General features: G+C 49.7%; 24 protein-coding genes and 1 tRNA gene. 1 reads left to right on the forward strand and 24 read right to left on the reverse strand.

Annotation, left to right across the window (positions count from 1 at the left end; all coding sequences use genetic code 11):
- The 24 genes from IMCC21906_RS10545 to IMCC21906_RS10660 form a co-directional block, all read right to left on the reverse strand.
- A complete protein-coding gene (locus IMCC21906_RS10545) occupies window positions 1-1,875 on the reverse strand; it encodes a SurA N-terminal domain-containing protein (RefSeq protein ID WP_047012134.1) in 1,875 nt (624 codons plus the stop codon).
- Between the two features lie 110 nt (window positions 1,876-1,985).
- Window positions 1,986-2,258, reverse strand: a complete 273-nt coding sequence (locus IMCC21906_RS10550; protein ID WP_047012135.1) for an HU family DNA-binding protein — start codon at window positions 2,256-2,258, stop codon at window positions 1,986-1,988.
- A gap of 145 nt (window positions 2,259-2,403) precedes the next feature.
- Window positions 2,404-4,830, reverse strand: a complete 2,427-nt coding sequence (gene lon, locus IMCC21906_RS10555; RefSeq protein WP_047012136.1) for an endopeptidase La — start codon at window positions 4,828-4,830, stop codon at window positions 2,404-2,406.
- Window positions 4,831-5,003: 173 nt separating this feature from the next.
- On the reverse strand, window positions 5,004-6,281 hold the full coding sequence (clpX, locus tag IMCC21906_RS10560; protein WP_047012137.1) for an ATP-dependent Clp protease ATP-binding subunit ClpX: 1,278 nt from the start codon (window positions 6,279-6,281) through the stop codon (window positions 5,004-5,006).
- Window positions 6,282-6,376: 95 nt separating this feature from the next.
- Window positions 6,377-7,018: an ATP-dependent Clp endopeptidase proteolytic subunit ClpP gene (gene clpP / locus IMCC21906_RS10565; protein WP_047012138.1), complete on the reverse strand. Its 642-nt coding sequence runs from the start codon at window positions 7,016-7,018 to the stop codon at window positions 6,377-6,379.
- Between the two features lie 117 nt (window positions 7,019-7,135).
- Window positions 7,136-8,464 (reverse strand): trigger factor, encoded by a 1,329-nt coding sequence (tig, locus tag IMCC21906_RS10570; protein WP_047012139.1) that lies wholly within the window; start codon window positions 8,462-8,464, stop codon window positions 7,136-7,138.
- Between the two features lie 93 nt (window positions 8,465-8,557).
- Window positions 8,558-8,642: transfer RNA gene (locus IMCC21906_RS10575), tRNA-Leu, on the reverse strand.
- A gap of 154 nt (window positions 8,643-8,796) precedes the next feature.
- Window positions 8,797-9,972: an acetyl-CoA C-acyltransferase FadA gene (gene fadA / locus IMCC21906_RS10580; RefSeq protein ID WP_047012140.1), complete on the reverse strand. Its 1,176-nt coding sequence runs from the start codon at window positions 9,970-9,972 to the stop codon at window positions 8,797-8,799.
- A gap of 17 nt (window positions 9,973-9,989) precedes the next feature.
- Entirely contained in the window at window positions 9,990-12,137 is a 2,148-nt protein-coding gene (gene fadB / locus IMCC21906_RS10585; RefSeq protein ID WP_047012141.1) for a fatty acid oxidation complex subunit alpha FadB, read from the reverse strand.
- Window positions 12,138-12,291: 154 nt separating this feature from the next.
- Window positions 12,292-13,386, reverse strand: coding sequence for a beta-N-acetylglucosaminidase domain-containing protein (locus tag IMCC21906_RS10590; RefSeq protein WP_047012142.1), 1,095 nt, complete (start codon window positions 13,384-13,386; stop codon window positions 12,292-12,294).
- A gap of 65 nt (window positions 13,387-13,451) precedes the next feature.
- Window positions 13,452-14,570, reverse strand: a complete 1,119-nt coding sequence (gcvT, locus tag IMCC21906_RS10595) for a glycine cleavage system aminomethyltransferase GcvT (protein WP_047012143.1) — start codon at window positions 14,568-14,570, stop codon at window positions 13,452-13,454.
- A gap of 35 nt (window positions 14,571-14,605) precedes the next feature.
- Window positions 14,606-15,382, reverse strand: a complete 777-nt coding sequence (locus tag IMCC21906_RS10600; RefSeq protein WP_047012144.1) for a TatD family hydrolase — start codon at window positions 15,380-15,382, stop codon at window positions 14,606-14,608.
- Window positions 15,383-15,465: 83 nt separating this feature from the next.
- The gene (locus IMCC21906_RS10605) at window positions 15,466-15,816 is read right to left on the reverse strand and encodes a PilZ domain-containing protein (RefSeq protein WP_047012145.1); all 351 of its coding nucleotides are present in this window, start codon (window positions 15,814-15,816) and stop codon (window positions 15,466-15,468) included.
- Window positions 15,817-15,873: 57 nt separating this feature from the next.
- Entirely contained in the window at window positions 15,874-16,857 is a 984-nt protein-coding gene (locus IMCC21906_RS10610) for a DNA polymerase III subunit delta' (protein ID WP_047012146.1), read from the reverse strand.
- A complete protein-coding gene (tmk, locus tag IMCC21906_RS10615) occupies window positions 16,850-17,497 on the reverse strand; it encodes a dTMP kinase (RefSeq protein WP_047012147.1) in 648 nt (215 codons plus the stop codon). Before tmk ends, IMCC21906_RS10610 begins: the two co-directional genes overlap by 8 nt.
- 5 nt (window positions 17,498-17,502) lie before the next feature.
- Window positions 17,503-18,582 carry an endolytic transglycosylase MltG gene (gene mltG, locus IMCC21906_RS10620; protein ID WP_052763493.1) on the reverse strand — a complete coding sequence of 360 codons (1,080 nt, stop codon included), beginning with the start codon at window positions 18,580-18,582 and terminating at the stop codon, window positions 17,503-17,505.
- The gene (gene pabC, locus IMCC21906_RS10625) at window positions 18,575-19,399 is read right to left on the reverse strand and encodes an aminodeoxychorismate lyase (protein WP_047012148.1); all 825 of its coding nucleotides are present in this window, start codon (window positions 19,397-19,399) and stop codon (window positions 18,575-18,577) included. The genes mltG and pabC overlap by 8 nt, the downstream gene beginning before the upstream one ends.
- A gap of 4 nt (window positions 19,400-19,403) precedes the next feature.
- Complete coding sequence (gene fabF, locus IMCC21906_RS10630; protein ID WP_047012149.1) at window positions 19,404-20,648, reverse strand: beta-ketoacyl-ACP synthase II; 1,245 nt, start codon at window positions 20,646-20,648, stop codon at window positions 19,404-19,406.
- Window positions 20,649-20,804: 156 nt separating this feature from the next.
- Window positions 20,805-21,038: an acyl carrier protein gene (gene acpP / locus IMCC21906_RS10635; protein ID WP_047012150.1), complete on the reverse strand. Its 234-nt coding sequence runs from the start codon at window positions 21,036-21,038 to the stop codon at window positions 20,805-20,807.
- A 213-nt stretch (window positions 21,039-21,251) separates the two neighbouring features.
- Window positions 21,252-21,989, reverse strand: coding sequence for a 3-oxoacyl-ACP reductase FabG (gene fabG / locus IMCC21906_RS10640; RefSeq protein WP_047012151.1), 738 nt, complete (start codon window positions 21,987-21,989; stop codon window positions 21,252-21,254).
- Between the two features lie 15 nt (window positions 21,990-22,004).
- The gene (fabD, locus tag IMCC21906_RS10645) at window positions 22,005-22,949 is read right to left on the reverse strand and encodes an ACP S-malonyltransferase (RefSeq protein ID WP_047012152.1); all 945 of its coding nucleotides are present in this window, start codon (window positions 22,947-22,949) and stop codon (window positions 22,005-22,007) included.
- Between the two features lie 36 nt (window positions 22,950-22,985).
- A complete protein-coding gene (gene plsX / locus IMCC21906_RS10650; protein ID WP_052763494.1) occupies window positions 22,986-23,999 on the reverse strand; it encodes a phosphate acyltransferase PlsX in 1,014 nt (337 codons plus the stop codon).
- Between the two features lie 8 nt (window positions 24,000-24,007).
- Complete coding sequence (gene rpmF / locus IMCC21906_RS10655) at window positions 24,008-24,187, reverse strand: 50S ribosomal protein L32 (RefSeq protein ID WP_047012154.1); 180 nt, start codon at window positions 24,185-24,187, stop codon at window positions 24,008-24,010.
- 29 nt (window positions 24,188-24,216) lie between these two features.
- Complete coding sequence (locus tag IMCC21906_RS10660) at window positions 24,217-24,747, reverse strand: YceD family protein (RefSeq protein WP_047012155.1); 531 nt, start codon at window positions 24,745-24,747, stop codon at window positions 24,217-24,219.
- Between the two features lie 148 nt (window positions 24,748-24,895).
- On the opposite strand from IMCC21906_RS10660, the gene IMCC21906_RS10665 reads away from it, so the two are divergent.
- Window positions 24,896-25,489 carry a nucleoside triphosphate pyrophosphatase gene (locus IMCC21906_RS10665; RefSeq protein ID WP_047012156.1) on the forward strand — a complete coding sequence of 198 codons (594 nt, stop codon included), beginning with the start codon at window positions 24,896-24,898 and terminating at the stop codon, window positions 25,487-25,489.
- The last annotated feature ends 4 nt before the right edge of the window (window positions 25,490-25,493 follow it).

A 25,493-nucleotide genomic window follows, 5' to 3' on the forward strand; every position in this document is an offset into this window, starting at 1 on the left:
TCAGCGGATCTCTATATCTGAATTCGTCCACAAGGTATTAAAATAAGACGAAAAATCTTGTCCCATTTGTTGCTTATACAACCCTTGCTTGCTCGCATTTAATGCGGCTTTATCCAACGTGGCGACATCACCTAAGGTAACGGCATTAACCTGAATAACGACATAGGACTCTTCATTTTGTACGTAGCCAACGCTCGGGCCGTTTTCGGGCTGAGGCAAAGCAAAGGCTTTATCGCGTACCGGCATTTCGACGTTGTTTGCTGAACGCTTCCCTGCCGCAATCGCTTCCCACTTTAATCCTGCCTCTTTGGCCGCAGTTTCAGCACGTTTACCATCTCGAAGCTGAGCTGCTAGTTCTTTAGCCTTGCTTAACGCCATTTCTCGAGTTTTTTTGCTGCGCAAAGCCTCGACAATACCACCTTGAACCTCGCTTAGCGGTAAGGTTTCAGGTTCAGCGTAGTCTTCGACATGAATGACGATGTAGTGTTCAGGCGAGAGCTCAAATACCTCGCTGTTTAAGTCATCTTTGCGCAAACGGCTATCAAAGGCAGCCTGCCTCACTGCGTTATTAGCGAAAATCTCGCTCTCATCGCTGCGACTTAACAGTTCACTTTGCTTTATTTCCAAGCCCATTCGCTCTGCAGGCATCTGCAAACCTTCTGCGTTAAAAACCAAATCGCGTAATTCCTCTACGGCCGCAACCAGTTCAGGTTTTGCTTTTTGCTCACGTAAACGCTCCGTGATTTCACCACGCGACTCTTCTAAGCTAGGTAATTTTGGCTGGCGAATGCTAAGTAATTTAATCAAATGCAGGCCTGCATCTGTTTCTACTATATCGGAAACGTCTCCCTCGTCTAACTGGGACAAAGCATCTTCAAATTCAACAGGAAAGCTATCGCCCGTCGTGAAGCCCAGCGTTCCGCCCTGTTTAGCAGAACCTGCATCATCCGAATACTTGTTGGCCAGCGCAGTAAAATCAGCACCACCTGCCAATTGACGTTTCACGTCATTAAGCACCTCTTCGGCCTCTTCTCGGCTACGGTCATCATTAATTTCAACCAATATATGACCGGCTTCTCTTTCTGTTTCTTGCTCTAGACCAGCGATCATACGCTGATATTCTGCCTGAACCTGTTCTTCGGCTACCGGTTTATAAAACTGGGATTCTTTTAGTTCCAAATAAGATACGCGAACTTTTTCTTCGCTTTGAAACTTCTCTGGCGCGCTTTCATAAAAGCTTTGAATCTCTTCCGAACTGACTTCTACACTGTCTTCGAAAGAAGCAAACGGTACTGGAATGAATTGGTAATCACGGGTTTCATGCAAGACTTCAACCAAGCGTGACAATTGCGCCTCGGTAACAAAAGCCGAACCTGCAAGGCCATTTGAAAGCTGCTGAATGGTGAGATCCGAGCGCAAAAGCTGCTTGAACATGGCGCTGCTATAACCTTGCATGCGCAGCACTTGCTCATAACGCGCTTGTGAGAATCGGCCTGACTCATGAAACTGAGGCATGCTCGCAATAGTGGCATTGAGCTGCTCTTTGGAAATAACGATGTTTGAATTTTCCGCAGTTTGCAGCATTAACTCCTGCTTAATCAGGGTATTTAATGCCGGCTTACGAAGCACTGCGTCATCAAGCATAGTGGGGTCGATTTGATCTCCCATCATGCCGATCAAGCGACGTTTTTGCATTGTTAGCGCTTGGGCCAGTTCTGCTTCAGAAATGTCTTCGCCATTGATTTCAGCGACGGCTTTTGGCCCGCTGCTCTGAAATAAGCTGTCGATACCGAAGAACGCAAAAGGAACAACGATGATGGCAATAATAACTTTTGCGGCCATTCCTTGGATATTATTGCGGATGTTTTGCAGCATTGATGGTTAACCCGGTTTAATAAAAAAAAAGCGCATCTCACGGATGCGCCTTCGATCAGAGAACTTGCTTTTCAGCGATGCTCTTCTTATGAAAGTCCGCTAATTTGGACTTAGTTACACGCGTCTTTCAGTGCTTTACCCGCTTTGAAGCTAGGGATATTGGCAGCAGCGATCTCAATGGGAGCACCAGTTTGAGGATTGCGACCTGTGCGAGCTGCACGTGCTTTGATGCTGAAAGTGCCAAAGCCTACTAAAGATACTGAGTCGTCACTTTTTAGTGCACCAGTGATAGCTTCTACAGCTGCATCCAGAGCGCGACCGGCTGAAGCCTTGGACAGGTCTGCTGACTCTGCAATGGCGTCGATTAGTTCAGATTTGTTCACTTATCCTTCCCCTTCGAATTGTTATGAAACACTTTAATTTCTTGATGGCAACGGTCAGACCGTCTAGATTGAAAACCCCGGACCGCCTGACGAAGAGAAGGATTTATACCAACTGCATCGGAGGCGGTCAAGGAATCTCTCAACCTTAATGAGCACTTGGACGAAGTCCTTGTGATTTATCGTCATTTCCCTCGGAAGCCTTATCAGAACTGGAGATTCCTGCCAAGTAGGCATCCTCAGAAATTTCTTCAGGCACCCGCTCAAGCGCGATATCTAAAACCTCATCTATCCACTTAACAGGTTTGATCACAAGATCGGCCTTAATATTATCTGGAATTTCTTTCAGATCACGTTCGTTCTCGGCCGGAATGATGACAGTTTTAATGCCACCCCGGTGGGCCGCTAACAATTTCTCTTTCAGACCACCAATGGCCAGCACTTGCCCACGCAAAGTAATTTCACCTGTCATGGCAACATCTGAGCGAACCGCAATACCGGTAATAACGGATACCAGCGCTGTGCACATCCCAATACCTGCAGAAGGCCCATCTTTTGGCGTGGCGCCTTCTGGCATATGAATGTGGATATCATGTTTTTCATGGTATTGCGCAGCAATACCCAAACGCTTAGATCGGCTTCTCACCACCGTCATCGCCGCCTGAATAGACTCTTGCATTACATCGCCGAGCGAGCCTGTTTTGATATGACGGCCTTTACCGACCACAGACACAGCTTCAATCGTCAGTAGCTCGCCACCCACTTGAGTCCATGCAAGACCAGTAACCTGGCCAATTTTATTCTCCTCTTCGGCTTTACCATACGAGAAGCGCCGCACACCTAAGTAATCTTCGAGGTTCGCAGACGTAACATTGACCGGCGTTTTGTCATCGCTAAGCGCGACATTTTTGACAATTTTCCGGCAAATTTTTGCCACTTCTCGCTCAAGACTTCGCACCCCGGCTTCGCGGGTGTAAAAACGCACAATATCTTTTAAAACGTCATCATCGATAGCCGCTTCTTGCGCCTTAAGCCCATTGTTTTTCAACTGTTTGGGAATCAGATAACGGCGAGCAATATTAACTTTCTCGTCTTCGGTATAACCAGGAATACGGATCAGCTCCATACGGTCAAGCAAGGGGGCTGGAATATTCAGAGAGTTTGACGTACACACAAACATCACATCTGAAAGGTCATAATCCACTTCCAAATAATGATCGTTAAAAGCGTGATTTTGCTCCGGGTCTAATACTTCCAGCATGGCAGAAGACGGATCACCGCGATGATCCATGCCCATTTTGTCGATTTCATCCAACAAAAATAAGGGATTTTTCACCCCGGCTTTGGACATTTTTTGCACAACCTTACCCGGCATAGAACCAATGTAAGTTCGGCGGTGACCACGAATTTCAGCTTCGTCACGTACCCCACCAAGGGCCATACGAACAAATTTACGATTGGTGGCACGGGCGATAGACTCACCTAACGAGGTTTTACCAACCCCAGGAGGACCTACCAAACACAACACAGGCCCCTTGGACTTTTTTACGCGTTTCTGGACAGCCAAATACTCAAGGATACGATCTTTCACTTCCTCAAGGCCGTAGTGATCTTTATTTAAAACTTCTTCGGCACGTCGCAGATCATGCTTAATTCGCGAACGTTTCTGCCAAGGGATATTCACCAACCAATCAATGTAGCTTCGCACCACAGACGCTTCTGCAGACATGGGCGACATCATCTTGAGCTTGGTCATCTCGGCTCTGGCTTTATCTAAAGCCTCTTTGCTCATGCCCGCATTTTCAACACGTTTCTCAAGCTCTTCCAGCTCATTGGAGCCATCTTCAGACTCACCCAGCTCCCGCTGTATCGCTTTCATTTGCTCGTTGAGGTAATACCCGCGCTGACTTTTTTCCATCTGCTTTTTGACGCGACCACGGATACGTTTTTCAACCTGAAACAGGTCAATTTCCGCTTCCATCAAGCCCATCAGATGTTCCAGGCGTTCTCGCTCGTCAACCATCTCCAGTACAGCTTGCTTTTGCTCCAGTGCCATCGTCATATGGGCTGCGATGGTATCGGCAAGCCGACCCGGTTCTTCAATGCCAGACAAGCTAGTCAGCACTTCGGCAGGAATTTTTTTACTGAGGTTGATGTATTTTTCAAACTGAGACACTGCTGAGCGCAGCATCACGCCAGACTCGTCCTCAGGAATTTCCTGAGCATCAAGGGTGCTTACTTCCGACTTAAAGTAATCTTCCTCTGCCGTAATGGAGTGGAGCTGGGCGCGATAATGGCCCTCCACCAACACTTTAACGGTGCCGTCAGGCAATTTAAGTAATTGGAGAATATTAGCCACGGTGCCAATGTCATAAAGATCATCAGTGCCTGGCTCATCTACGTCGGGGTCGCGCTGCGCCGCGAGGACAATTTCCTTGTCGTTGCTCATGGCCAATTCTAGCGCACGAATTGACTTATCCCTGCCCACAAACAGGGGGATAACCATGTGGGGGTAAACCACCACATCTCGCAGGGGAAGAAGGGGAAGTTCGACAGTTGCGTGCTTATCAGCCATTGCGTTGCCTCGTTAATAACCTGAGGGCATCACCGGAATTAAAAGGTTTCGGTGACTCTTAGCAATAAGATGGGGATTTGCGGGGCTAAAAACAAGACTTGACTTGTAAAGAAACTGACAAAAAAGCAACGGCGCGTATCACGCCGTTGCTTTTTGGGGGACGAAACAGCCTATTAGTCTTCAGGGGCGGCTTTTCGCTGCTGCTCGCTGTAAACCAAAATAGGCGATGAGTCACCACGAATAACCGAGTCATCAACAACAACTTTGCTCACGTTGTCCATCGACGGCAGGTCATACATGGTTTCAAGCAGTACCGATTCCAGAATGGATCTCAGGCCCCGCGCACCAGTTTTTCGGGTCATCGCTTTTTCGGCAACCGCCCGCAAACCATCTTCCCTGAAATCAACCTCGACACCTTCCATCTCAAACAGCTTGGAATACTGCTTGGTCAAGGCATTTTTGGGCTCGGTAAGGATGCTTACCAAGGCATCAACATCCAGCTCTTCCAGGGTGGCAATGACCGGCAAACGTCCGACAAACTCGGGGATAAGACCGTAACGAACCAAATCTTCTGGCTCCACATCTGCCAACACTTCGCCAACGTTTCTGGAATCATCTTTGCTCTTCACTTCGGCGCTAAAACCAATGCCGCCTTTTTCAGAGCGATCACGGATAACACGGTCCAGCCCGGCGAATGCACCACCACAGATAAATAAGATATTTGCGGTATCAACCTGCAAAAATTCCTGCTGCGGGTGCTTGCGTCCACCTTGGGGTGGTACAGAGGCTACCGTGCCTTCGATCAGTTTCAGCAGCGCCTGCTGAACACCTTCACCGGATACGTCGCGGGTAATCGATGGGTTGTCTGATTTACGAGAAATTTTGTCAATTTCATCGATATAAACAATCCCCATCTGCGCCTTTTCAACATCGTAATCGCATTTTTGCAGCAATTTTTGAATGATGTTTTCGACGTCTTCCCCGACATAACCCGCTTCAGTCAAGGTTGTAGCGTCAGCAATAGTGAATGGCACGTCTAGTAAACGCGCCAAGGTTTCTGCTAACAGGGTTTTACCGCTGCCGGTGGGACCAACCAGCAATATGTTACTCTTGCCTAGTTCAACGCCGTCTTTGTTAGTGTCGCCATGACGTAAGCGCTTGTAGTGGTTGTATACCGCAACCGCAAGCACTTTTTTGGCGCGCTCTTGGCCAATAACGTACTGGTCTAGCGTATCGTTAATTTCCTTCGGGACAGGAAGCTTTTCGCGACCACCTTCGCTGGCGGCTTCTTGAACCTCTTCGCGAATAATATCGTTGCAAAGGTCCACACATTCATCACAGATGAATACAGACGGACCGGCGATCAGCTTACGCACTTCATGCTGGCTTTTGCCACAGAAGGAACAGTAGAGCAACTTACCGTTATCGTCTCCGCTGTTTTTACTACTCATGCATTTCCACCTTGTTCAGTATCGCCAGTGCTACAGCACACCTATGGGGTAAAGATGACCTCTTTACCCGGTTTTTGCAAGTCAGAGGGCTGAGCTTAGGCTCCAGAACCGCGCTGCGTCAGCACTTCATCGACCAAACCATAGTCACAGGATTGCTGAGCATTCATGAAATTATCACGCTCGGTGTCTCTGGCAATGGTCTCGTAGCTCTGGCCTGTATGTTCAGCCATCAGGTGATTCAGACGCTCACGAATGATTAAAATTTCCCGGGCATGGATATCAATATCCGTTGCCTGTCCCTGTGCACCACCGCTGGGCTGATGAATCATGGTGCGCGCATTTGGAACAATAAAACGCTTGCCTTTGGCGCCACCACTTAACAAAAACGCCCCCATACTAGCAGCCTGACCAATACACATGGTGCTAACATCCGGCTTAATGAACTGCATCGTGTCATAGATAGACAAACCCGCTGTTACTGAGCCGCCCGGGGAGTTGATGTAAAGATGGATGTCTTTATCCGGGTTTTCAGATTCCAAAAACAACATCTGCGCAACAATCAGGTTGGCCATGTGATCTTCGACCGGGCCTACGCAAAAAATCACTCGCTCTTTCAGCAGGCGAGAATAAATATCGTAAGACCGCTCACCACGGGCAGTTTGCTCAACTACCATTGGGATTAATCCCAAGTTAGTGATTGTGTTGCTATTCATACCGTCAAAACTGTTATTGGACATATGTCTCCACTCTCGCGCAGCGTAGGCTTAGCCTACGTTATTAAAGGCCCAAAAAAAATCAAGCGACGGAACCAGAGGTTCAGTCGCTTGATCGAGAGGAACGTCGCGGGTCTCAGTTTAAGACGCGTCGTCTTCCTCTTGTGGGGGCGACAAGACTTCTTCGTAGCTTAAAGTTTCTTCGCTAACCTTCGCTTTTTCAAGTAGTTTTTCTACTACTTCCTCTTCTACCACCATGGCTTCGATCTGCTGAAGCTGCTGCGGGTTACTCATATACCAGTTGATGATCTCATCTTTGTCTTCATAGCTTTCTGCCATTTCAGCCAAAGCCGCCTTCACTTTATCTTGATCTGCTTTGATACCTTCAATAGTAATCAACTCATTCAAAATCAAGCCCAGCTTTACACGGCGCTCAGCATTTTCTTTAAACAACTCGTCTGGCAGGATATCAGCGGCATTCAATTGTTCAGCCAAGGCGCCAAACTGCTGCATTTGCTGGTTGCGCAGAGCATCAATTTCTTGGCTTACCAGGGCTTTGGGCACTTGTACATCTGTATGGATGGCCAATACGCCTTCCATTACTTGGTTTTTAATGCGGGCTTTAGTGGCATTTTTCAATTCCCGCAGCATGTTTTTTTCAACTTCTTTGCGGAAAGCCTCTTCACCACCCTCTTTTACACCAAATTGCTCGAATAAATCTTCGTTCAATTCAGGAAGCTTTTTCTCTTTGACGTCGTTAACTTTAATCGCAAACTCAACCGCAGCGCCTTTAAGCTCTTCATTGTGGTAGTCATCAGGAAAGCTCAAAGACAGTGTCTTTTCTTCACCTGCAGACAAGCCGACGATGCCGTCCTCAAAACCGGGGATCATACGTCCAGAACCCAGCTCTAAGTCAGAGCCTTCGGCACTGCCACCCTCAAAGACTTCACCGTCTTTGGTGCCTTTATAGTCGATATTTACCTGATCGCCAGTAGCGGCAGCCCGCTCAACTGTCTGCCAGTCAGCACGCTGCTGACGGAGGTTTTCAATCATTTTATCCAGATCAGCGGAGGTTACCTCAGAGACCGGTGTTTTTACTTCAATTCCGCTGTAATCCTTGGCTTCAATTTCTGGAAAAACCTCAAAGGTAGCGACAAATTCGATGTCTTTACCTTCGTCCATATTTTTCGGCTCAATATCAGGACGCCCTGCAGGCTTAAGACCTTGCTGCTGAATGGCTTCATAGAAAGACTCATTCATGACTTCGCCCAGCACTTCCATACGCACTGACTGGCCGTAGCGCTGGCGAATAACTTTCATCGGCACTTTGCCTGGACGAAAGCCGTTAATTTTTACCGTTTTAGCGGCTTCTTGCAGACGACTGTCTACAGCGCTATCGACGCGTTGAGACGGAACACCGACAATGAGGCGGCGCTCTAAACCAGAAGTGGTTTCAACGGAGACTTGCATGGGAGGTCCTCAATACAGAACTGACAGAATAAATAGCTATAGGTCATTCCAGCTTTATTGGCGATGCAGCTATTTATTAAAATTCTTGGAAAATGGTGCGGATGGAGAGACTCGAACTCTCACGCCTTGCGGCACCAGAACCTAAATCTGGCGTGTATACCAATTTCACCACATCCGCACTACTAAGCCGCCTAAGCTGTTGAATTGGAACGGCTTATACAAAATCGCACTGCTTGCAGCCGCGCGAGGCACGAGATTGTGCCACAGCCTAAGTAGAGGATCAAGCCGACCTGCAAATCTCTTTTAAATACAGATGCAGATCGGCCCAAAAATTACAGCCGTTCTATTACCGTACTAATGCCCTGCCCCATGCCGATACACATCGTGGCCAAGCCAATCTGGGTATCTTTTTGCTCCATCACATTTAGCAAGGTGGTGATAATCCGCGTACCAGAGCAACCAAAAGGATGTCCCAGGGCGATGGCGCCGCCATTAAGATTAACCTTGTCGTCCATTTGCTCCAACAGCTTCAGATCTTTCAATACTGGCAACGCTTGAGCCGCAAACGCCTCATTCAGTTCAACGGTTTGGATATCGTCCATGGTCATACCCACCCGTTTCAATGCTTTGAGCGTCGACGGTACTGGACCATACCCCATGATAGATGGGTCTACCCCAGCGACCGCCATTGCTCTCACTTTGGCGCGGGGCTGCAAACCCAGCGCCGTCGCCTTTTCACCAGACATCACAATCATCGCAGAGGCGCCGTCGGCGATTTGCGAGCTGGTACCAGCGGTAACAGTGCCATTTTTTGGATCAAATGCGGGACGCAATTGGGCAAGACCTTCAAGGGTGGTATCCCCTCGCACGGTGGTATCGGCCTTGACCAAGATTTTACGACCCTCTTCGTCATGACCTTCCATTGCTAATATTTCATTATCAAACGCGCCACTGGCTTGAGCCGCAGCAGCACGCTTATGGGAACGCAGACCAAACTCATCCTGTTGCTCACGCCCAATGCCATGCATCATCGCCAATGCTTCGGCAGTCATGCCCATCATACCTGCCGCTCTAGCAACATATTTGCTGGCTTGAGGATTGGGATCAACGCCGTGGTTCATCGACAAATGCCCCATATGCTCGACACCACCGACCAGGAACATATCACCCTGACCGCTCATAATAGAAGCCGCAGCGGTATGCAATGCCGACATTGACGAGCCACAAAGGCGGCTGACAGTTTGTGCAGCCACTTCGTGAGGCAGTTTTGTCATCAATGAAATCATGCGGGCAATATTCCAGCCCTGCTCATTTGTCTGGTTCACGCAGCCCCAGATCAAGTCTTCAAACCCCGCTGGGTCTACCCCGGGATTGCGCTCCAGCAAGGCATTGATCAACGCTGCAGACAAGTTCTCTGCCCGAACATTGCCAAACACCCCGTTTTTTGACCGACCCATTGGGGTACGGGCCGCATCGATAATGACTACATCTGTTGGTTTATAGCTCATGTCTATTCTCCGCCCGCTCAGCTAAAAAAGCTGCTGTTATTAGAAGCCATGGTTCGCAAACTCTCGGTGGCTTGATAGAGGCCGCCCAAATCGGCATAGCAATCTGCCATGTCACAAAACGCAGCCACGCCCATTTGATCGATATAGCGAATCGCTCCGCCTCTGAACACCGGGAAGCCAATCCCCATCACCAGCCCCATATCGGCATCGGCCGCAGAGCTGACAATGCCTTCGTCGAGACAACGAACCGTTTCGATACACATAGGCAGCATCATTCGCGCGAGAATATCTTCGTCGCTGACTTCTACGTGAGCTTCAGCGGCATCCGCCGCCATTTTCAGTGCGGTTTCATCTTCTGTTTTACGGGGCTTACCTTTGGCATCTTCTTGATAAGCATAAAAGCCTAAGCCGTTTTTCTGGCCGTAACGCTTGGCCTCATACATGAGATCGGAAATACCTTTGAAATCATGTTGCATACGATCTGGAAAGCCTTCTGCCATAACGTCTGCAGCATGCTTGCCGGTATCAATTCCCACCACATCCATAAGATACGCTGGCCCCATAGGCATGCCAAAACGCTCCATGACTTTATCGATACGGCGGAAATCCACCCCATCTCGAACCAACATATTGAAGCCCGCAAAATAGGGAAACAGCACCCGGTTAACAAAAAAGCCGGGGCAATCATTGACCACAATTGGGGTTTTACCCATTTTCAAAGCATATTTAACAACTTTAGCAACGGTATCTTCGCTGGTTTTTTCACCGCGAATTACCTCAACCAAGGGCATGGCATGCACCGGATTGAAGAAGTGCATCCCGCAGAAATTTTCAGGTCTATCAAGTGGTTGGGCCAGATAGCTGATAGAAATAGTAGAAGTGTTGGATGCCAGCACGGCATCTTTGCGAATATGCTTTTCGGTCTCGGCTAAAACCGCGTGCTTCACTTTGGGGTTTTCGACCACTGCCTCCACAACCACATCGACTTTATCAAAACCGGTGTAGTCCAATGTGGGCCGAATGCTCCCCAGTACCGTCGCCATTTTATCGGGCGTCATCCGCCCTCTTGAGACGCGCTTGGACAACAGCTTGCCAGCCTCTTTCATGCCCAGATTTAAGCCCTCTTCGGCGATGTCCTTCATCAAAATCGGCGTGCCTTTATAGGCCGATTGATAGGCAATTCCGCCGCCCATAATTCCCGCACCCAGCACCGCAGCTTGATTAACATCACCGCCAGACTTAGCAAAAGATTTTGCCGTTTTATTCACCGCTTGATCGTTCAAGAAAATACCAATCAAGGCATTGGACTGGGGCGTACGCACCAGCTTGATAAAATGATCTATTTCCACCTCAATGGCATCATCACGGCCAAATGTTGCATTACGCTCCATAGACTTAGCTGCCGTAATTGGCGCGGGCATGTTCTTGCCAGCCTGTTGAGCGATCATTGCTTTGCCCGTGGTAAATGACATCATTCGCTCAATGTCGTTGAGCTTAACCGGACTTTTCTTTTCGTCACGACGAGCCTGATAGTCAAACTCCCCTGCTATACAGCCTTTCAGCAAATCTACCGCCGCTTCGTGTAGTAACTCAGGGGCAACAACCGCATCGACGCCGCCGTCTTTCAGAGCTGCATCCGGTTTTTTCTGATCGCCAGTGGCCACCCACATCATGGCATTGTCGCAACCGATCAAACGCGGCAAGCGTACTGTGCCACCAAATCCGGGGTTAATGCCTAGCTTCACTTCCGGCAACCCCACCACGGCGGCAGAAGACATGACCCGGTAATCACAGGCGAGACACATCTCAAAACCCCCACCGAGAGCAATGCCGTTAATTGCCACAACGGTGGGCACAGGCAAATCTTCAAATCGATTAAAAATACCGTTGGCGTGAGAAGCCCACTCTCTCAGTTCGGGATCACTGAGCTTGAAGGTTTCACTAAATTCAGTGATATCAGCACCGACAATAAAAACGGGTTTGGCGCTGCTGACCACCACGCCTTTTAAACTGGGCTCTTCCGCCAAGGCCTGAGTCGCCTCGTCCAGCTCTTGTAACGTGAGTCGATTAAATTTATTAACAGAGTCGCCTTGAAGGTCAAAACAGAGTTCGGCGATTCCATCGTCTAAAAACGATGCGCGTAGCGCCTTGCCTTGATAGATCATTTTTTATCCTCTAAACGGTTTGTGGCAGCCATCTCACTCCTGCCCTATGTTTACCGTGTAAACATAGGGCACAAAACTACGCTATAAAAATGGTGTTGGCAAGTTTTTACAGGCCTGTTTATGTGGATTTTTTCATCGAGAAAACCCGATGAAATTATTCAGTAAGGCAATTGGGGTCGAAGCGATATTCTTCTGCTAGCCACTGGCAAACCTCCACCGCAGCAGGATGATCAATTTCTTGGTATTGTTTGATCAGATCCTTTTTGTCTGCGATAGCGATATTGTCCAAGCCCTGCTCTTGAAAAATTTGCCAGTCACGCAGCAACAATGACTGTAACGCTTTCGGCCACCGGGAAATCCCAGCTCCCAGCCCATAGCGGTTATTTGACTGAGCTGCATTTACGCCTGTATACCCCCCCAAATTTGCCGCCAAACCGACAGATGGGTTTAGTGTAGACAGCGCTGAAGCATTTAGCGAAAACGGGTTCATCGGGTTTGAAAAATGACCCGAACATAGCTCAGGAATCGCAGGACTGCGATTAGCAAAGGGGGCCAAGTGTAAGAAACGGCTGGTCTTGCGACCATCGTTAACGGGATAGTTGTCCCACAGCAGCGGGGCTCTGCCGAGGGTCTCGGTTGCCGACTGAATATCTTCCGCCGTAATACGATCACTCACCACTTTATTGCCCGTCCACAGTAACTGGACTTCTGCCGGTAAGCCTTGGTGCAAATCTTCAAAATAGCCTTCTGGACGGCGACCAAACAGAGTTTCGAGTATGGGGTCAAAACTGTAGTAACTGGGGCAAACGGCAATCTGAGTATCCGGCAACTGTTCAATAACAGCGGATACCACGCGTAATTGGTTGGCAGCTAGCTGCGGATTGCCCGCAGGAAGGTCATCAAACAACACCCAAAGGCTATCCGGTTTGAGCTGGGCAATGCTGCGCAGCTTGTCAGCCAAGCGGTGCATATCACGAGGTTTAACCTCGGCTTGCAGCCCCACCGGTGACAAACCCAGCCCCCAGGACAAACTGGCATTCTTAAAGTTAGCCGCTAATTGAGATAAATTCTGGACATGTTCTGTACTGAAAGCGTCTTGCCAATGGCTACGCAGGCTGACATCGCCTTTAGGGGCATACACATACGACTGAATGCCCCACTGCAACATGTGTTCTGGCAAGCTAAAGCGCTGAGGCCAAGTCCATTGACGACCGTAAAACCCCTCGACAATGCCATACTGAAAAGCCATTCAGTCACTCCATTTATGTGCCTAGCTTATTGTGTTAAGCCTCGCTAATTTAAGCTGACACCCATTCAGCCCCGATAATAACGCTGAGCCACATAGGCTTTTTTACGAGGGCTTACCGGTATTTTTTTATTGCGCACAGCCGCATAAAGTGGCTCCGCAGCATCCAACGCCGCGGTATCGACATAGGCCATGGCGATGGGTTTGCCGACGCTGGGACCAAACCCGCCGCTACATACCTCACCAACCACCGCGCCACTGCCATCTAATAACTGACAGCCATCACGTACTGGCGCTTTGCCATCAATATCCAACAAAACTCGCTTGCGTGATACGCCGTTGTCAATATCCGCCGCGATCACCTCGCTACCAGGATAGCCACCCGCACGAGCACCATTAGGCCGCCGCACTACCGAAATAGCCCACAGTAAATTTGCCGAAATCGGTGATATTGCCTCACTGAGCTCATGACCATACAGGCATAGCCCAGCCTCTAGGCGTAACGAATCTCGCGCACCAAGGCCGATAAATTCAACCTCCGCCTCGGCTAGTAGCAATTTAGCCAGTGGCTCTGCTTGGCTTGCTGCCACCGAAAGTTCATAGCCGTCTTCGCCGGTATAGCCAGAACAGCTTACCCAACAGGGAATGCCCCCCACCTCTACGTCTGCGGTATCCATAAATGTCATGGTGGCCGCAGCGGCCGCCAACCGCGACAGCACCTCACGTGCTTTCGGTCCCTGCAGCGCCAGCAATGCGCGATCATCAAGCATCTCGCAAGTAATATGGCTCGGCAAGCTGGCTTTAAGATGAGCGAAATCTGCTGTTTTACAGGCGGCGTTAACCACTAAATGAAAATATTCATCGCAGTTTGCCACCATCAAATCGTCCATCACGCCACCGGCATCATTGGTCAGCAAACTATAGCGCTGGCGACCCACTGGAAGGTCAATCACATCAATGGGCATGAGGGCTTCCAAGGCCTCTGCAGCCCCCTCGCCCGCCACTTTAATCTGCCCCATGTGTGACACATCAAACAAGCCTGCAGCAGCTCGGGTGTGCTGATGCTCCTTTAAAACGCCCAACGGGTATTGCACCGGCATGTCATAGCCAGCAAAGGGGACCATTTTTGCGCCCTGCTCCCGGTGCAAATTACAAAGCGGTGTTGTTAGTAACGAGTCAGCAGACAAAATCGTTAATCTCCAAATTAAATAGCGAGGCGTGCTTAGGCGCCAAGATGGAAAAGCTGGTCAAAGTTACGACTGGTTTGGCTGGCAACATCCGCAAAGGACAGACCTTTTAATTCCGCCACACACTCAGCCACCTCAACAACATATTTGGGTTCATTTTTTTTGCCGCGGTAAGGCACCGGCGCCAAATAAGGTGAATCGGTTTCGACCAAAAGCCGCTCCATGGGCACCCGACGAACCACTTCACGCAGCTCCTCCGCGTTTTTAAAGGTGATAATGCCTGAGAAAGAAATGTAATAACCCATTTCAATCGCGGCTTCAGCCATTTCCCAGCTTTCGGTAAAGCAGTGCAACACCCCTGCGACATTGGGGTTACCGTGTTCCTGTATCAGTGCCAAGGTATCTTCACGTGCATTTCGAGTATGTACCACTATCGGCTTGCCACACTGGGCGGATACTCTTAAATGCCGGGCAAAGCTTTGCTGCTGGGCGGCTTTATTGTCCGAACTGTAGTAATAATCGAGACCGGTCTCACCTATCGCCACAACTTTCGGGTGATCGGCCAGCTTCAGCAAAGTATCTTCTGGGCAGAGGTCGTCACTAATATCTAAAGGGTGCACCCCCACCGAGGCATAAATATTGTTAAAGCGCTCGGCAATGGCAATCACATCAGGGGCGTTGCCCATATCAATGCCAATACAGAGCAGACGATCTACACCGCGTTGCCCGGCTGCATCTACCGCTGCGGCTAGATCACCGTCGTAGGGGTCAAGGTTAATACGATCGAGGTGACAATGACTGTCAACTAACATGAGAAGTCCGTAAATTTGGGTGAATTTCTGAGGGTTTAGCTATTTCTGAGAGCTTACACTTTTTGTAAATTGATCTCTAAAAATCACATTGTGTGGGTCGGTTTATCGGATTCAATAACGCCAGCCAGATACGCCTCAATTTTTTTGTGAGCGCTGTTATCTTCACCAATAAACTGAACGCCAATGCCCGCAGCACGATTACTTTGGGCCCCTCGGGGGGTAATCCAAATGACCCTACCGGCAATAGGCAACTTTTCGGTTTCATCCATGAGGTTCAACAGCATAAACACCTCATCACCAACATTATAAGGTTTAGTGGTGGGCACAAACAGGCCGCCATCTTTTATAAACGGCATGTAAGCAGCGTAGAGCACAGCTTTATCTCTGATGGTCAAAGATAAAATGCCATTTTTTGCACTTTGTGGACCACTCATGCCTTTAACTCCATAATCTACCGCAAGTGTATTCTGCTTTTGCTTAGTAATAACTAGCTACGCATTATTGTGACAAAACTGCTGCCAATCCAGCAAAATCCCCTCAAACAATAAGCGTTTATTCAATGCTGCGCCCCGCTGCAATTGGGCAAGGCTTTGTTGTGCGGTGTCTAACCGGGGGAAAATTGCCGCCGGGTCCAAGCCCTTTAGTCTGTCCCACGGCACGGGGATCTCGGCGTCAGCGCCGACAAGTCGAGTGATTAACAACTGCAACCGCCTTACCCACCAAGACAATACGGCGGTGGGCTCGTGTTCTGCAAAAGTCTCTGCCACGGCAACAGCATGAGTTTTACCTGTAAGCATGGCGGCCAAGGCTTGATCGTACTCTTTAAACCGTTCTAATCCACCACTTTCAAACAAGGCCAAGGCTGTCAGTGGTCGACCACTGCTTTCTTGCATTAGCCTGTGCAAATCAGCCGAATCAGTAATGGTTTTCTGCAACCACGCCTCACTTACAGCCGGATCAGGTACCTTCATAGCATACTGTAGACAACGTGAACGAATCGTCGGTAATAAACGGCTAGAAGCATGACTTACTAACAGCAGTAAAGTTTGTTCAGCGGGTTCTTCTAAGGTTTTTAGCAGCGCGTTGGCGGCATTGGTATTCATACTCTCGGCCGGATGTATTAAAACAATTTTTTTGCCGTCTTCACGATGAGCCCGCTGCACAGCAAAGCTCTGTAATTCTCTCACTTGGTCGACAGCAATTTGACGCTTACCTTCCGGGGGCTCCAGCGCCTTAAAATCCGGATGCTGCCGGTCTTTACACCAAAGACAAGACTGGCATTTTCCGCAAGCCATCGCCGCTTGGGGCTGCTCACATAGCAAATAAGCGGCAAATGCCTTGGCAAACCGGTATTTGCCGATTCCTTCTGGACCTGACAATAAAATCGCATGGGGCAGGCGATCTTGGTCTTGCAGCGCATTTAAAGTCTGCCAGTAATCACTTTGCCAAGGATAGGCCAGCAGCGCCTCACTCATGCGAATCCCTGTGTTGCTGGATCAACTGGGTGATAATGCCGCGAATATCAGACTGCACCTCGACCAAAGGCCGATTGGCATCTATCACACAAAATCGCGAGGGCTCAGCGGCAGCTCGCTGCAAATAACACTGGCGAACGTCTTCAAAAAAAGTAAGCTTTTCTTGCTCAAACCGATCCAGCTTGCCGCGCTGTCCTGCTCGACTCATGCCCACCTCTACCGGCGCATCCAGCAGCAGCGTTAAATCGGGGCGCAACTCGCCTTGCACAAGAATTTCAAGCTGGGCAATGGTGGCGTCGCCCATCTGGCGAGCGGCACCTTGATAGGCAAAAGTGGCATCGGTAAATCTATCGCACACCACCCATTCTCCCTGATCAAGCCTGGGAAGAATCAACCCGTGCAAATGTTGAGCTCGGGCCGCAAAAACCAATAGCAGCTCGGTCATGGTCGCCACCTGCTCTTCTCGCGGATTCACCAACAATCCTCGAATATCTTCGGCAAGCGGTGTGCCCCCGGGCTCCCGGCTCAGCACATGGGCTTGAGATGCCGCATCCAGCAACTGGGAAATCAGCGTCATATTGCTGGATTTACCAACACCTTCGGTGCCTTCAACGGTAATAAAGAGTCCTCTTTGGCTCATATACTCTATTTTTCCAGTGCCGGTTTGGGTGTAGGCGATTTTATTGTTGACGGCGGCGCCGAGCGATAATCGCTACGTCGTTTTAACTGATAGAGCCGTACCGCCGCCTCGTGGGCTTTAAGCGTTGCCGAGAACTGATGGGTACCATCGCCTTTGGCAACAAAAAACAGGGCATCACCATCGCCAGGATGCAGGGCGGCATTAATCGCTTCCCGTCCCGCCAACGCAATCGGCGTCGGTGGCAAGCCGTGATGACGATACGTATTAAACGGATTGCTGTCGTCTTTTAAATGCGACAGCCGTAAATTTCCCCGGTAATCTGCGCCCAGACCATAGATGACCGTGGGGTCGGTTTGCAAGCGCATCCCCGCAGCCAAGCGGCGTGTAAAAACACCAGCAATCGCATCCCGTTCGTAAGCCACACCGGTTTCTTTCTCGATGATGGAGGCCATAACCAGCGCCTGATGTGGCGACTCATAAGGTAAGCCCGCATCCCGAGCTTGCCATTCCTCCTCCAGCACTCTTAACATTTTGCGGTAAGCCCGCAACAAAATAGAGGCTGGCGAATCGCCCCGATGAAAATCGTAGGTATCGGGAAAAAACAAGCCTTCCGGGGAGTCTGCCAAAGGCTCTTTCACCCCCAGCAATGCCCACAAGCTGGCATCCGCAGCTAAGGTTTGCGTCTGAAGGTTCTCTTGCTGCTCCAGGTATTTAATAACTTGTGCAAGAGTCCAGCCTTCTACCAGTGTCAGCTGATGACGTACAACCTCACCAGCTTGCATCATCGCCAAGGCATCAGCTACGGTCTGGCCCTCATTGAGGCGATATTCACCAGCGCGAATTTGCGCCGCAGGCGGATACAAACGACCATAAATTTTCAGTGCCGAGCCGCTTTCAATTAGACCTTGGCTTTGCAGCTGATTCACCATCGCCGAGAAACCCGTACCAGGCGGCAAGACGAAGGCGGCTTGATCTTCTATCTTCAACGTTGTCGTCAAGTTACCTTTTAAGTACCAAGCGCCAACGAGCAACAATAGAATAAGAGGCAATAATCCCGCTAACACGACGCGGAAGACTTTAATCAAGAAACAACTCCTCAAACTCTTTTTGTAATTGGCGGCTCACCGGGCCAATATTTTTTTGATAGCACTCGATAGCCGTTACCGGCCAAATGCCAAAAACGCTATTACAGACAAAGACCTCGTCAGCCTCTCGAAGGTCGGAAACCCCCAGGCGAGTTTGCGCAACAGGTAGCCCGTTCGTCGCGGCGTAGCGCAGAATCTTATCACGCATAATACCTGCCACTCCGGCTTCATCAAGCACCGGCGTCAACAGTCGATTGTTATTAACCAAAAACACATTGCTTTTGGTGGCCTCAATCAATTTACCATCTCGGGTAAACATCAAGCCTTCATCAACCCGCCGCTGTTTTAGTTCGCTTGCCGCCAACACCTGCTCAAGACGGTTAAGATGTTTTACTCCCGCCAATCTGGTTTGAGTGGCTAATGGTGTCTGACATATCGCGAGCTTTACCCCGCCATGCCAATTGGGGTTTTCCGACGGCCCGGCAGAGACCATGAGTAGACGCTCCCCAACATGGGTATCGGGACAATAACCCCGGCCGGTATTTTTTCGATATACAATAATCTTCAGTATCGCAGACTGGCCCTGGTGGCGGCTCAGCTCGGACTCGATTTCAGATGAAATCAAACCTCTATCTAGCTGTATTCCAATAACTTTTAAGCCACTCTCCAGCCGATCTACATGCTCCGAAAGCCACAGGGGCTCGCCACGCTTGAGCAACACCGTTTCAAACAGGCCATCGCCATACGCTAAACCACGATTGGCAGCCTCCAGCTCACCACGTTTGACACCGTTATGAACCCAAGCGGGACTAAGCATACCGCTACAAGTCCAAACGACTAAAGAGCAGACTGCCATTGGTGCCGCCAAAGCCAAAGGAATTAGAGAGCACAGTATCAATTTTACGTTCTTGAGCTGTATTGGCGACGTAATTGAGCGGGCAATTTTCGTCAACGTTATCAAGGTTTATCGTCGGGGGTGCCACTTGGTCTCGCATCGCCAAAATACTGAATATCGCCTCAACTGCACCGGCAGCACCCAACAAGTGACCCGTCATGGATTTAGTCGAACTTACCGCGATAGATTGCGCCGCACTTCCCATCAATTTTTCAACGGCGCGACTTTCAGCCACATCCCCTGCAGGGGTCGAGGTGCCATGGGCGTTGATGTAGTGAAGCGCATCCGCGTTTAACCCCGCATCGAGCAAAGCATTATTCATGGCCGTGTAAGCGCCGCGGCCATCCTCCGGCGGCGAAGTCATATGAAAGGCATCACTGCTCATCCCAAAACCAATCAACTCGGCATATATTTTTGCCCCCCGGGCTTTGGCATATTCCAGCTCTTCTAATACCAGCATGCCGGCACCGTCTCCCAGTACAAAACCATCCCGATCTTTGTCCCAAGGCCGACTGGCCAGCTCTGGCTCATCATTACGGGTAGACATTGCCCGGGCGGCGGCAAAGCCCCCCACTCCCACCGGTGTCGTGGCCATCTCGGCGCCACCCGCCAGCATCACATCGGCATCGCCATAGGCAATCATCCGCGCGGCCATACCAATATTATGGGTGCCCGTGGTGCAAGCCGTGGCTATCGCGACAGTGGGCCCCTGCAAGTTGTATTTAATAGACAATACGCCAGCGATCATATTGATAATGGCGCCAGGGACAGTAAACGGAGACAGTTTACGAGGCCCGCTTTTTTCAACAATCAATCGGCTGTTTTCAATAAGACCGACGCCACCAATCCCCGAACCAATTGCCGCCCCTGCGCGCTGGCAATTAGCTTCGGTAATCTCTAAACCAGAATCACTCATCGCCTCTGCAGCTGCAGCAACACCATAATGGATAAAAGGATCGAAGCGCTTGGCTTCTTTTGGCGCCATAAAGTCATTGACGTCAAAATCTTTAATTTGACCACCAAAACGCGTGGCGTATTGGGATACATCAAAACGAGTTATCGGGGCGATGCCACTTTTTCCAGCAAGAATATTATCCCAACTTTGTTTTACGGTGTTGCCCAAGGGGCTCACCATTCCCATTCCTGTTACCACAACACGCTTTCTAGCCATATTGATGTCCCCCGGCGATGTAATCTGTCGGATGATATCCTTGGTAAAAGTCGAACCAAGGAGCAAAATTAAAAGAATTCAGGCATAAAAAAAGCCGTTCTAACTTCATAGTAACGGCTTCTATAAACGGATAAACCGTTTTTGGATCAATACGAATTAAAGGTTTTCTTTAATGTAATCAATCGCCAGTTTAACAGTCGTGATTTTTTCAGCTTCTTCATCAGGAATTTCAGTTTCGAATTCCTCTTCCAAAGCCATAACCAGCTCTACTGTATCCAGAGAATCAGCGCCCAGGTCTTCTACGAAAGATGCAGACTCCTGCACGTCTTCTTCCTTAACACCTAGCTGCTCAGCAACAATTTTTTTGACGCGTTCTTCAATGCTACTCATGGTCGTTGATGACTCCTGATTAATTTTAAGTTTTGGGCTGACCTGTCGCGACCCGGAATACCATCATCGCTTATAAATAGGCCAAGCTACCGAGTTCGTGTTTTGTACTGCTCAGCACTTGGGCGCTAATTCTACCCCGTCTAAAAGCGCTTGTGCATCCAAAAAGGCGAAAAAATCACACTTCTGCTATAAAAACATTTATATAACAGATGTTTACGCCATATACATGCCACCATTTACATGAATGGTTTCGCCAGTAATATATCCGGCGGCATCACCAGCAAGAAATGCCACTACCGCAGCAATCTCTTCACTCTCTCCCAAGCGCTGTAGAGGAATCTGCGATTTAAGTGCATCGCGTTGTTCTTCCGGCAGTTTCTTGGTCATATCCGTGTCAATAAAGCCCGGCGCCACAGCATTTACCGTAATTCCTCGAGAGCCAATTTCACGGGCCAAGGCGCGGGTAAAACCATTCATACCCGCCTTTGCAGCTGCATAGTTAGCTTGTCCAGCGTTGCCCATAGAGCCAACAACCGAGCTCACATTCACAATACGACCCCAGCGCGCTTTAGTCATGCCACGCAAACACGCTTTAGAAAGACGGTATAAGGAGTTGAGGTTGGTATCAATCACGTCGTACCACTCATCATCTTTCATGCGCATCATGATGTTATCTTTGGTGATACCCGCATTGTTCACCAGTACCTGCGGCGCGCCAAATTCTGTATTAATTTCCTTTATCAACGCATTGACTGAGTCACTGTCTGCGATATTCAGCACACGGCCAACGCCGCTCAATCCTGCATCTTTAAAACCTGCGGTAATGGCCTCGGCACCCGATTCAGACGTAGCCGTACCAACCACTTGCATTCCCGCTGCTGCCAAGGCGTGGGCAATGGCTTTACCGATACCTCGACTGGCCCCGGTAACCAGTGCAATTTTCTCTGACATAGCGTTCTCCCTTATTTATGCTTTTAGCGCCGCCAATGCAGCGTCCAGAGTTTCTGGTGATTCAATATTCAAACACGTGAGCGATTTTTGAATGCGCTTGCTCAAGCCACTCAGCACCTTACCCGGGCCGCACTCTACCGTGGTTTCAATGCCTTTATCTAACATTGTTTCTACGCAAGAGACCCACTTCACAGGACTGTAAATCTGCTCAACCAGCAACGCCTTAATTTTGACAGGATCGCTCTCGGTTTGACCGTGAACATTGTGAACAACAGCCAGCTCAGGACTAGCTACATTCAAATCCGCTAGCGCCGCTTCTAGCTTTTCGCCCGCAGGCCGCATTAAAGATGTATGGAAAGGCGCGCTTACTGGCAGCGGCATTGCGCGCTTAGCGCCAGCGGCTTTCAACAACTCAATAGCCTTATCTACCGCGGCCACTTGGCCAGCAATAACGACCTGTCCCGGCGAATTAAAATTCACAGCTTCAACAACACCCGCATCACTGGCTTGCTGGCAAATCTCTATTATTTTTGCATCATCCAACCCCAGTACCGCAGCCATAGCGCCTTCGCCAACTGGCACCGCTGTTTGCATGGCTTGGCCCCGAGCTCTCACTAATTTTACCGCATCCTCAAACTGCAGGCTGCCCGCACACACCAATGCTGAAAACTCGCCCAAACTATGGCCCGCCATTAACGCGGGAACGGCACCACCTTGTGCTTGCCACAACCGCCACACGGCAACACTGGCAGTGAGCAACACGGGCTGAGTGGTCTCGGTAAGATTCAGTTGCTGCTGCTCGCCATTCTGCACCAGGTCCCACATATCGTAGCCGAGAGCTTGTGAAGCCTCGTCAAAGGTATGCTTGATACCGGGGTGAGCGGCGGCCAATTCTGCCAGCATACCCACTTTTTGCGAGCCCTGGCCTGGAAATACAAATGCAACTTGGGGTGTCGTCATTACCTCATCCTTATTGATTTATTTGCAAAAAGAACATTATTTTTTCGCCACGGCCTGCAACTGCGCTTCAATCTGTTTCGGTAGATTCAATTCGCAGGCCTGTACTGCATGGCGAATGGCATTTTGAAAACTGCTTACTCCCGAGCGACCATGGCTTTTTACCACCACGCCCTTGAGGCCTAATAAAGCCGCACCATTGTACCGCTCTGGGTTGATTTGCTGGCGAAAAGAACGCAACAGCGGCTTGGCAGCCATTCCAACCAGCCGTCCATACGTTGTCTGCTTAAACTGCGCAACCAAACCTTCACCAATAAACTTCGCCGTACCCTCACATACCTTAATCGCGACATTACCGACAAAGCCTTCACAGACAATGACATCCGCAGCATCACCGAGAACATCACCACCCTCAACAAAACCGACGTAATTTAAGCTTTGATCATTTTGAATAAGCTCCGCCGCCTCCCGCAAATAATCCTTCCCTTTCTGCAGCTCCTCGCCAATATTCAATACCGCAATACGGGGCGACGGCTTGTTATCGAGAATACTGACCAGAGCACTGCCCATTACCGCAAATTGATACAGCTCTTGGGCATCACACTCAATGTTTGCCCCCAAATCCAGCATATACGTGTGACCGGCACGGGAAGGAATGGGGGCACAAATAGCGGGCCGATGTATACCCGACAAGCGCTCAATCATAATGCAGCCCATCGCTACTAAGGCACCGGTATTACCGGCACTGACCACCGCACTGGCTTTATGGTCACGCAACAATTCCAGGGAAAGGGCCATAGAAGAATCACGCTTTTTTCGCACAGCGACAGAAGGCTTTTCATCCATAGTGACTATGCTTTGGCTGTGCACAATGGCGAGACGTGAAGAATCGTAGCGCTTACCTGACAAGGTCGCCGCAATCGCGTCTTGGTCACCGACCAAAGACAAGTGGAGTGAAGGGTTCTCGCTTAGGGCAGCAAGAGAGGCAGGAATAGAAGAACGGAGACCGAAGTCTCCGCCCATTGCATCAACGGCTATTCGCAGTGATGCCACTTATCAACTTAGTCGTCTTTACCGGCGACGACTTTACGGCCGCGATAGAAGCCATCTGCAGATACATTGTGACGCAGATGCTTTTCACCGCTGGTCTGATCAACCGACAGGGCAACACCCGTTAACGCGTCGTGTGAACGGCGCATTCCGCGGCGCGAACGTGTCTTTTTACTTTTTTGAACAGCCATGGCTCAACAATTCCTCGTACTAAAATAAGTTAGTCTTTGGGCTTTAATTGCCCTAACACCGAAAACGGTGATTCGCCCTTCTCTTCTTCTACCACTTCTGGACTCTCTGGCCCAAATGCCGCTGAGGTTGGTGCAGAACACTCCTCCGGTGCATGGTAGTTGACGAAAGGCGTGTTCAAAATCAATTCGTCTTGTAACAGCTCTGCCAGCTCCAACGCCTCTTCCCCTAAAATCAGCGGGTCCAAGGATCTTGGTAACGCCTTGGCCTGATCATCAGTCCAGACTATTGCCAACTCGAAACGGCCAGTGACATTGAGTGACTTGGGTTGCAAGCATCGCTCACACACCACATCAACCTCAGCATTCAGCTCTCCATCCAAGCGGAAAAAGCCTTGTTCATCACGGTAGAAGTGAAAATCGGCTGCGACCGAGCCTCGATCTGTGGCCAAACCCGCACAAAAGCGCGGCAACTTCGCAACGTCCTCGAAGGCAGAGATTTCGGCACCAGTCGAGGCAAATTTTCGTGCATCTACCAGCTTTGGCAGGGGCTGTCTTTGCATAGGCGCGCAATCATAGGGATTTCAAGGATACTTGTCAAAGCAAACTGCTGACTTAACACGAAAAATTCGGCTTTTGATAGCATTGCAAAGTAGCTGACGTAGAATCTAGCCGTCATGAATAAATCCGCTCACCTAACCAGAGAAAATCATGCCCCCAAATAACCGCCCCGAGCTCGTACTAGCGTCTCAATCGCCATATCGACGCGCCCTACTCGAAAAACTGGGTTTACGGGTGCGCTGCCGACCAGCCGATATTGATGAAAGCCCTCTTCCTCAAGAAACCCCGGCGAAAACCGCACTACGGCTAGCCGAGGAAAAAGCGAGGGCATTGGCCCCCTACGAGCCTAATGCGCTAATTATCGCTGGCGATCAGCTCGCCGAGCTTGACGGCAATGCACTAGGCAAACCCCTGACAACAGCCAACGCCAGAGACCAACTTAGCCGCTGTTCAGGAAAGAGCGTGGTATTTCATACGGCACTGTGCCTATTAAATTCAGCAACAGGCCAAAGCCGTCAACTAATAGACCCGGTCGTGGTCAACTTTCGGCCACTCAGCCGCACCTATATAGACGCCTACCTAGAGAAAGAAGATGTGCTGGACTGCGCTGGCAGCTTTAAGTGCGAGGGCTTGGGGATCTGCTTATTTGAAAGCATTCAAGCCAATGACCCAAACACTCTACAAGGACTACCCCTTATCCAGCTAATTACCCTATTACAGGCCGAGAACTATTCGCTTTTTTGATAAG

The organism is Spongiibacter sp. IMCC21906 (genome assembly GCF_001010805.1).
GTDB lineage: Bacteria > Pseudomonadota > Gammaproteobacteria > Pseudomonadales > Spongiibacteraceae > Spongiibacter.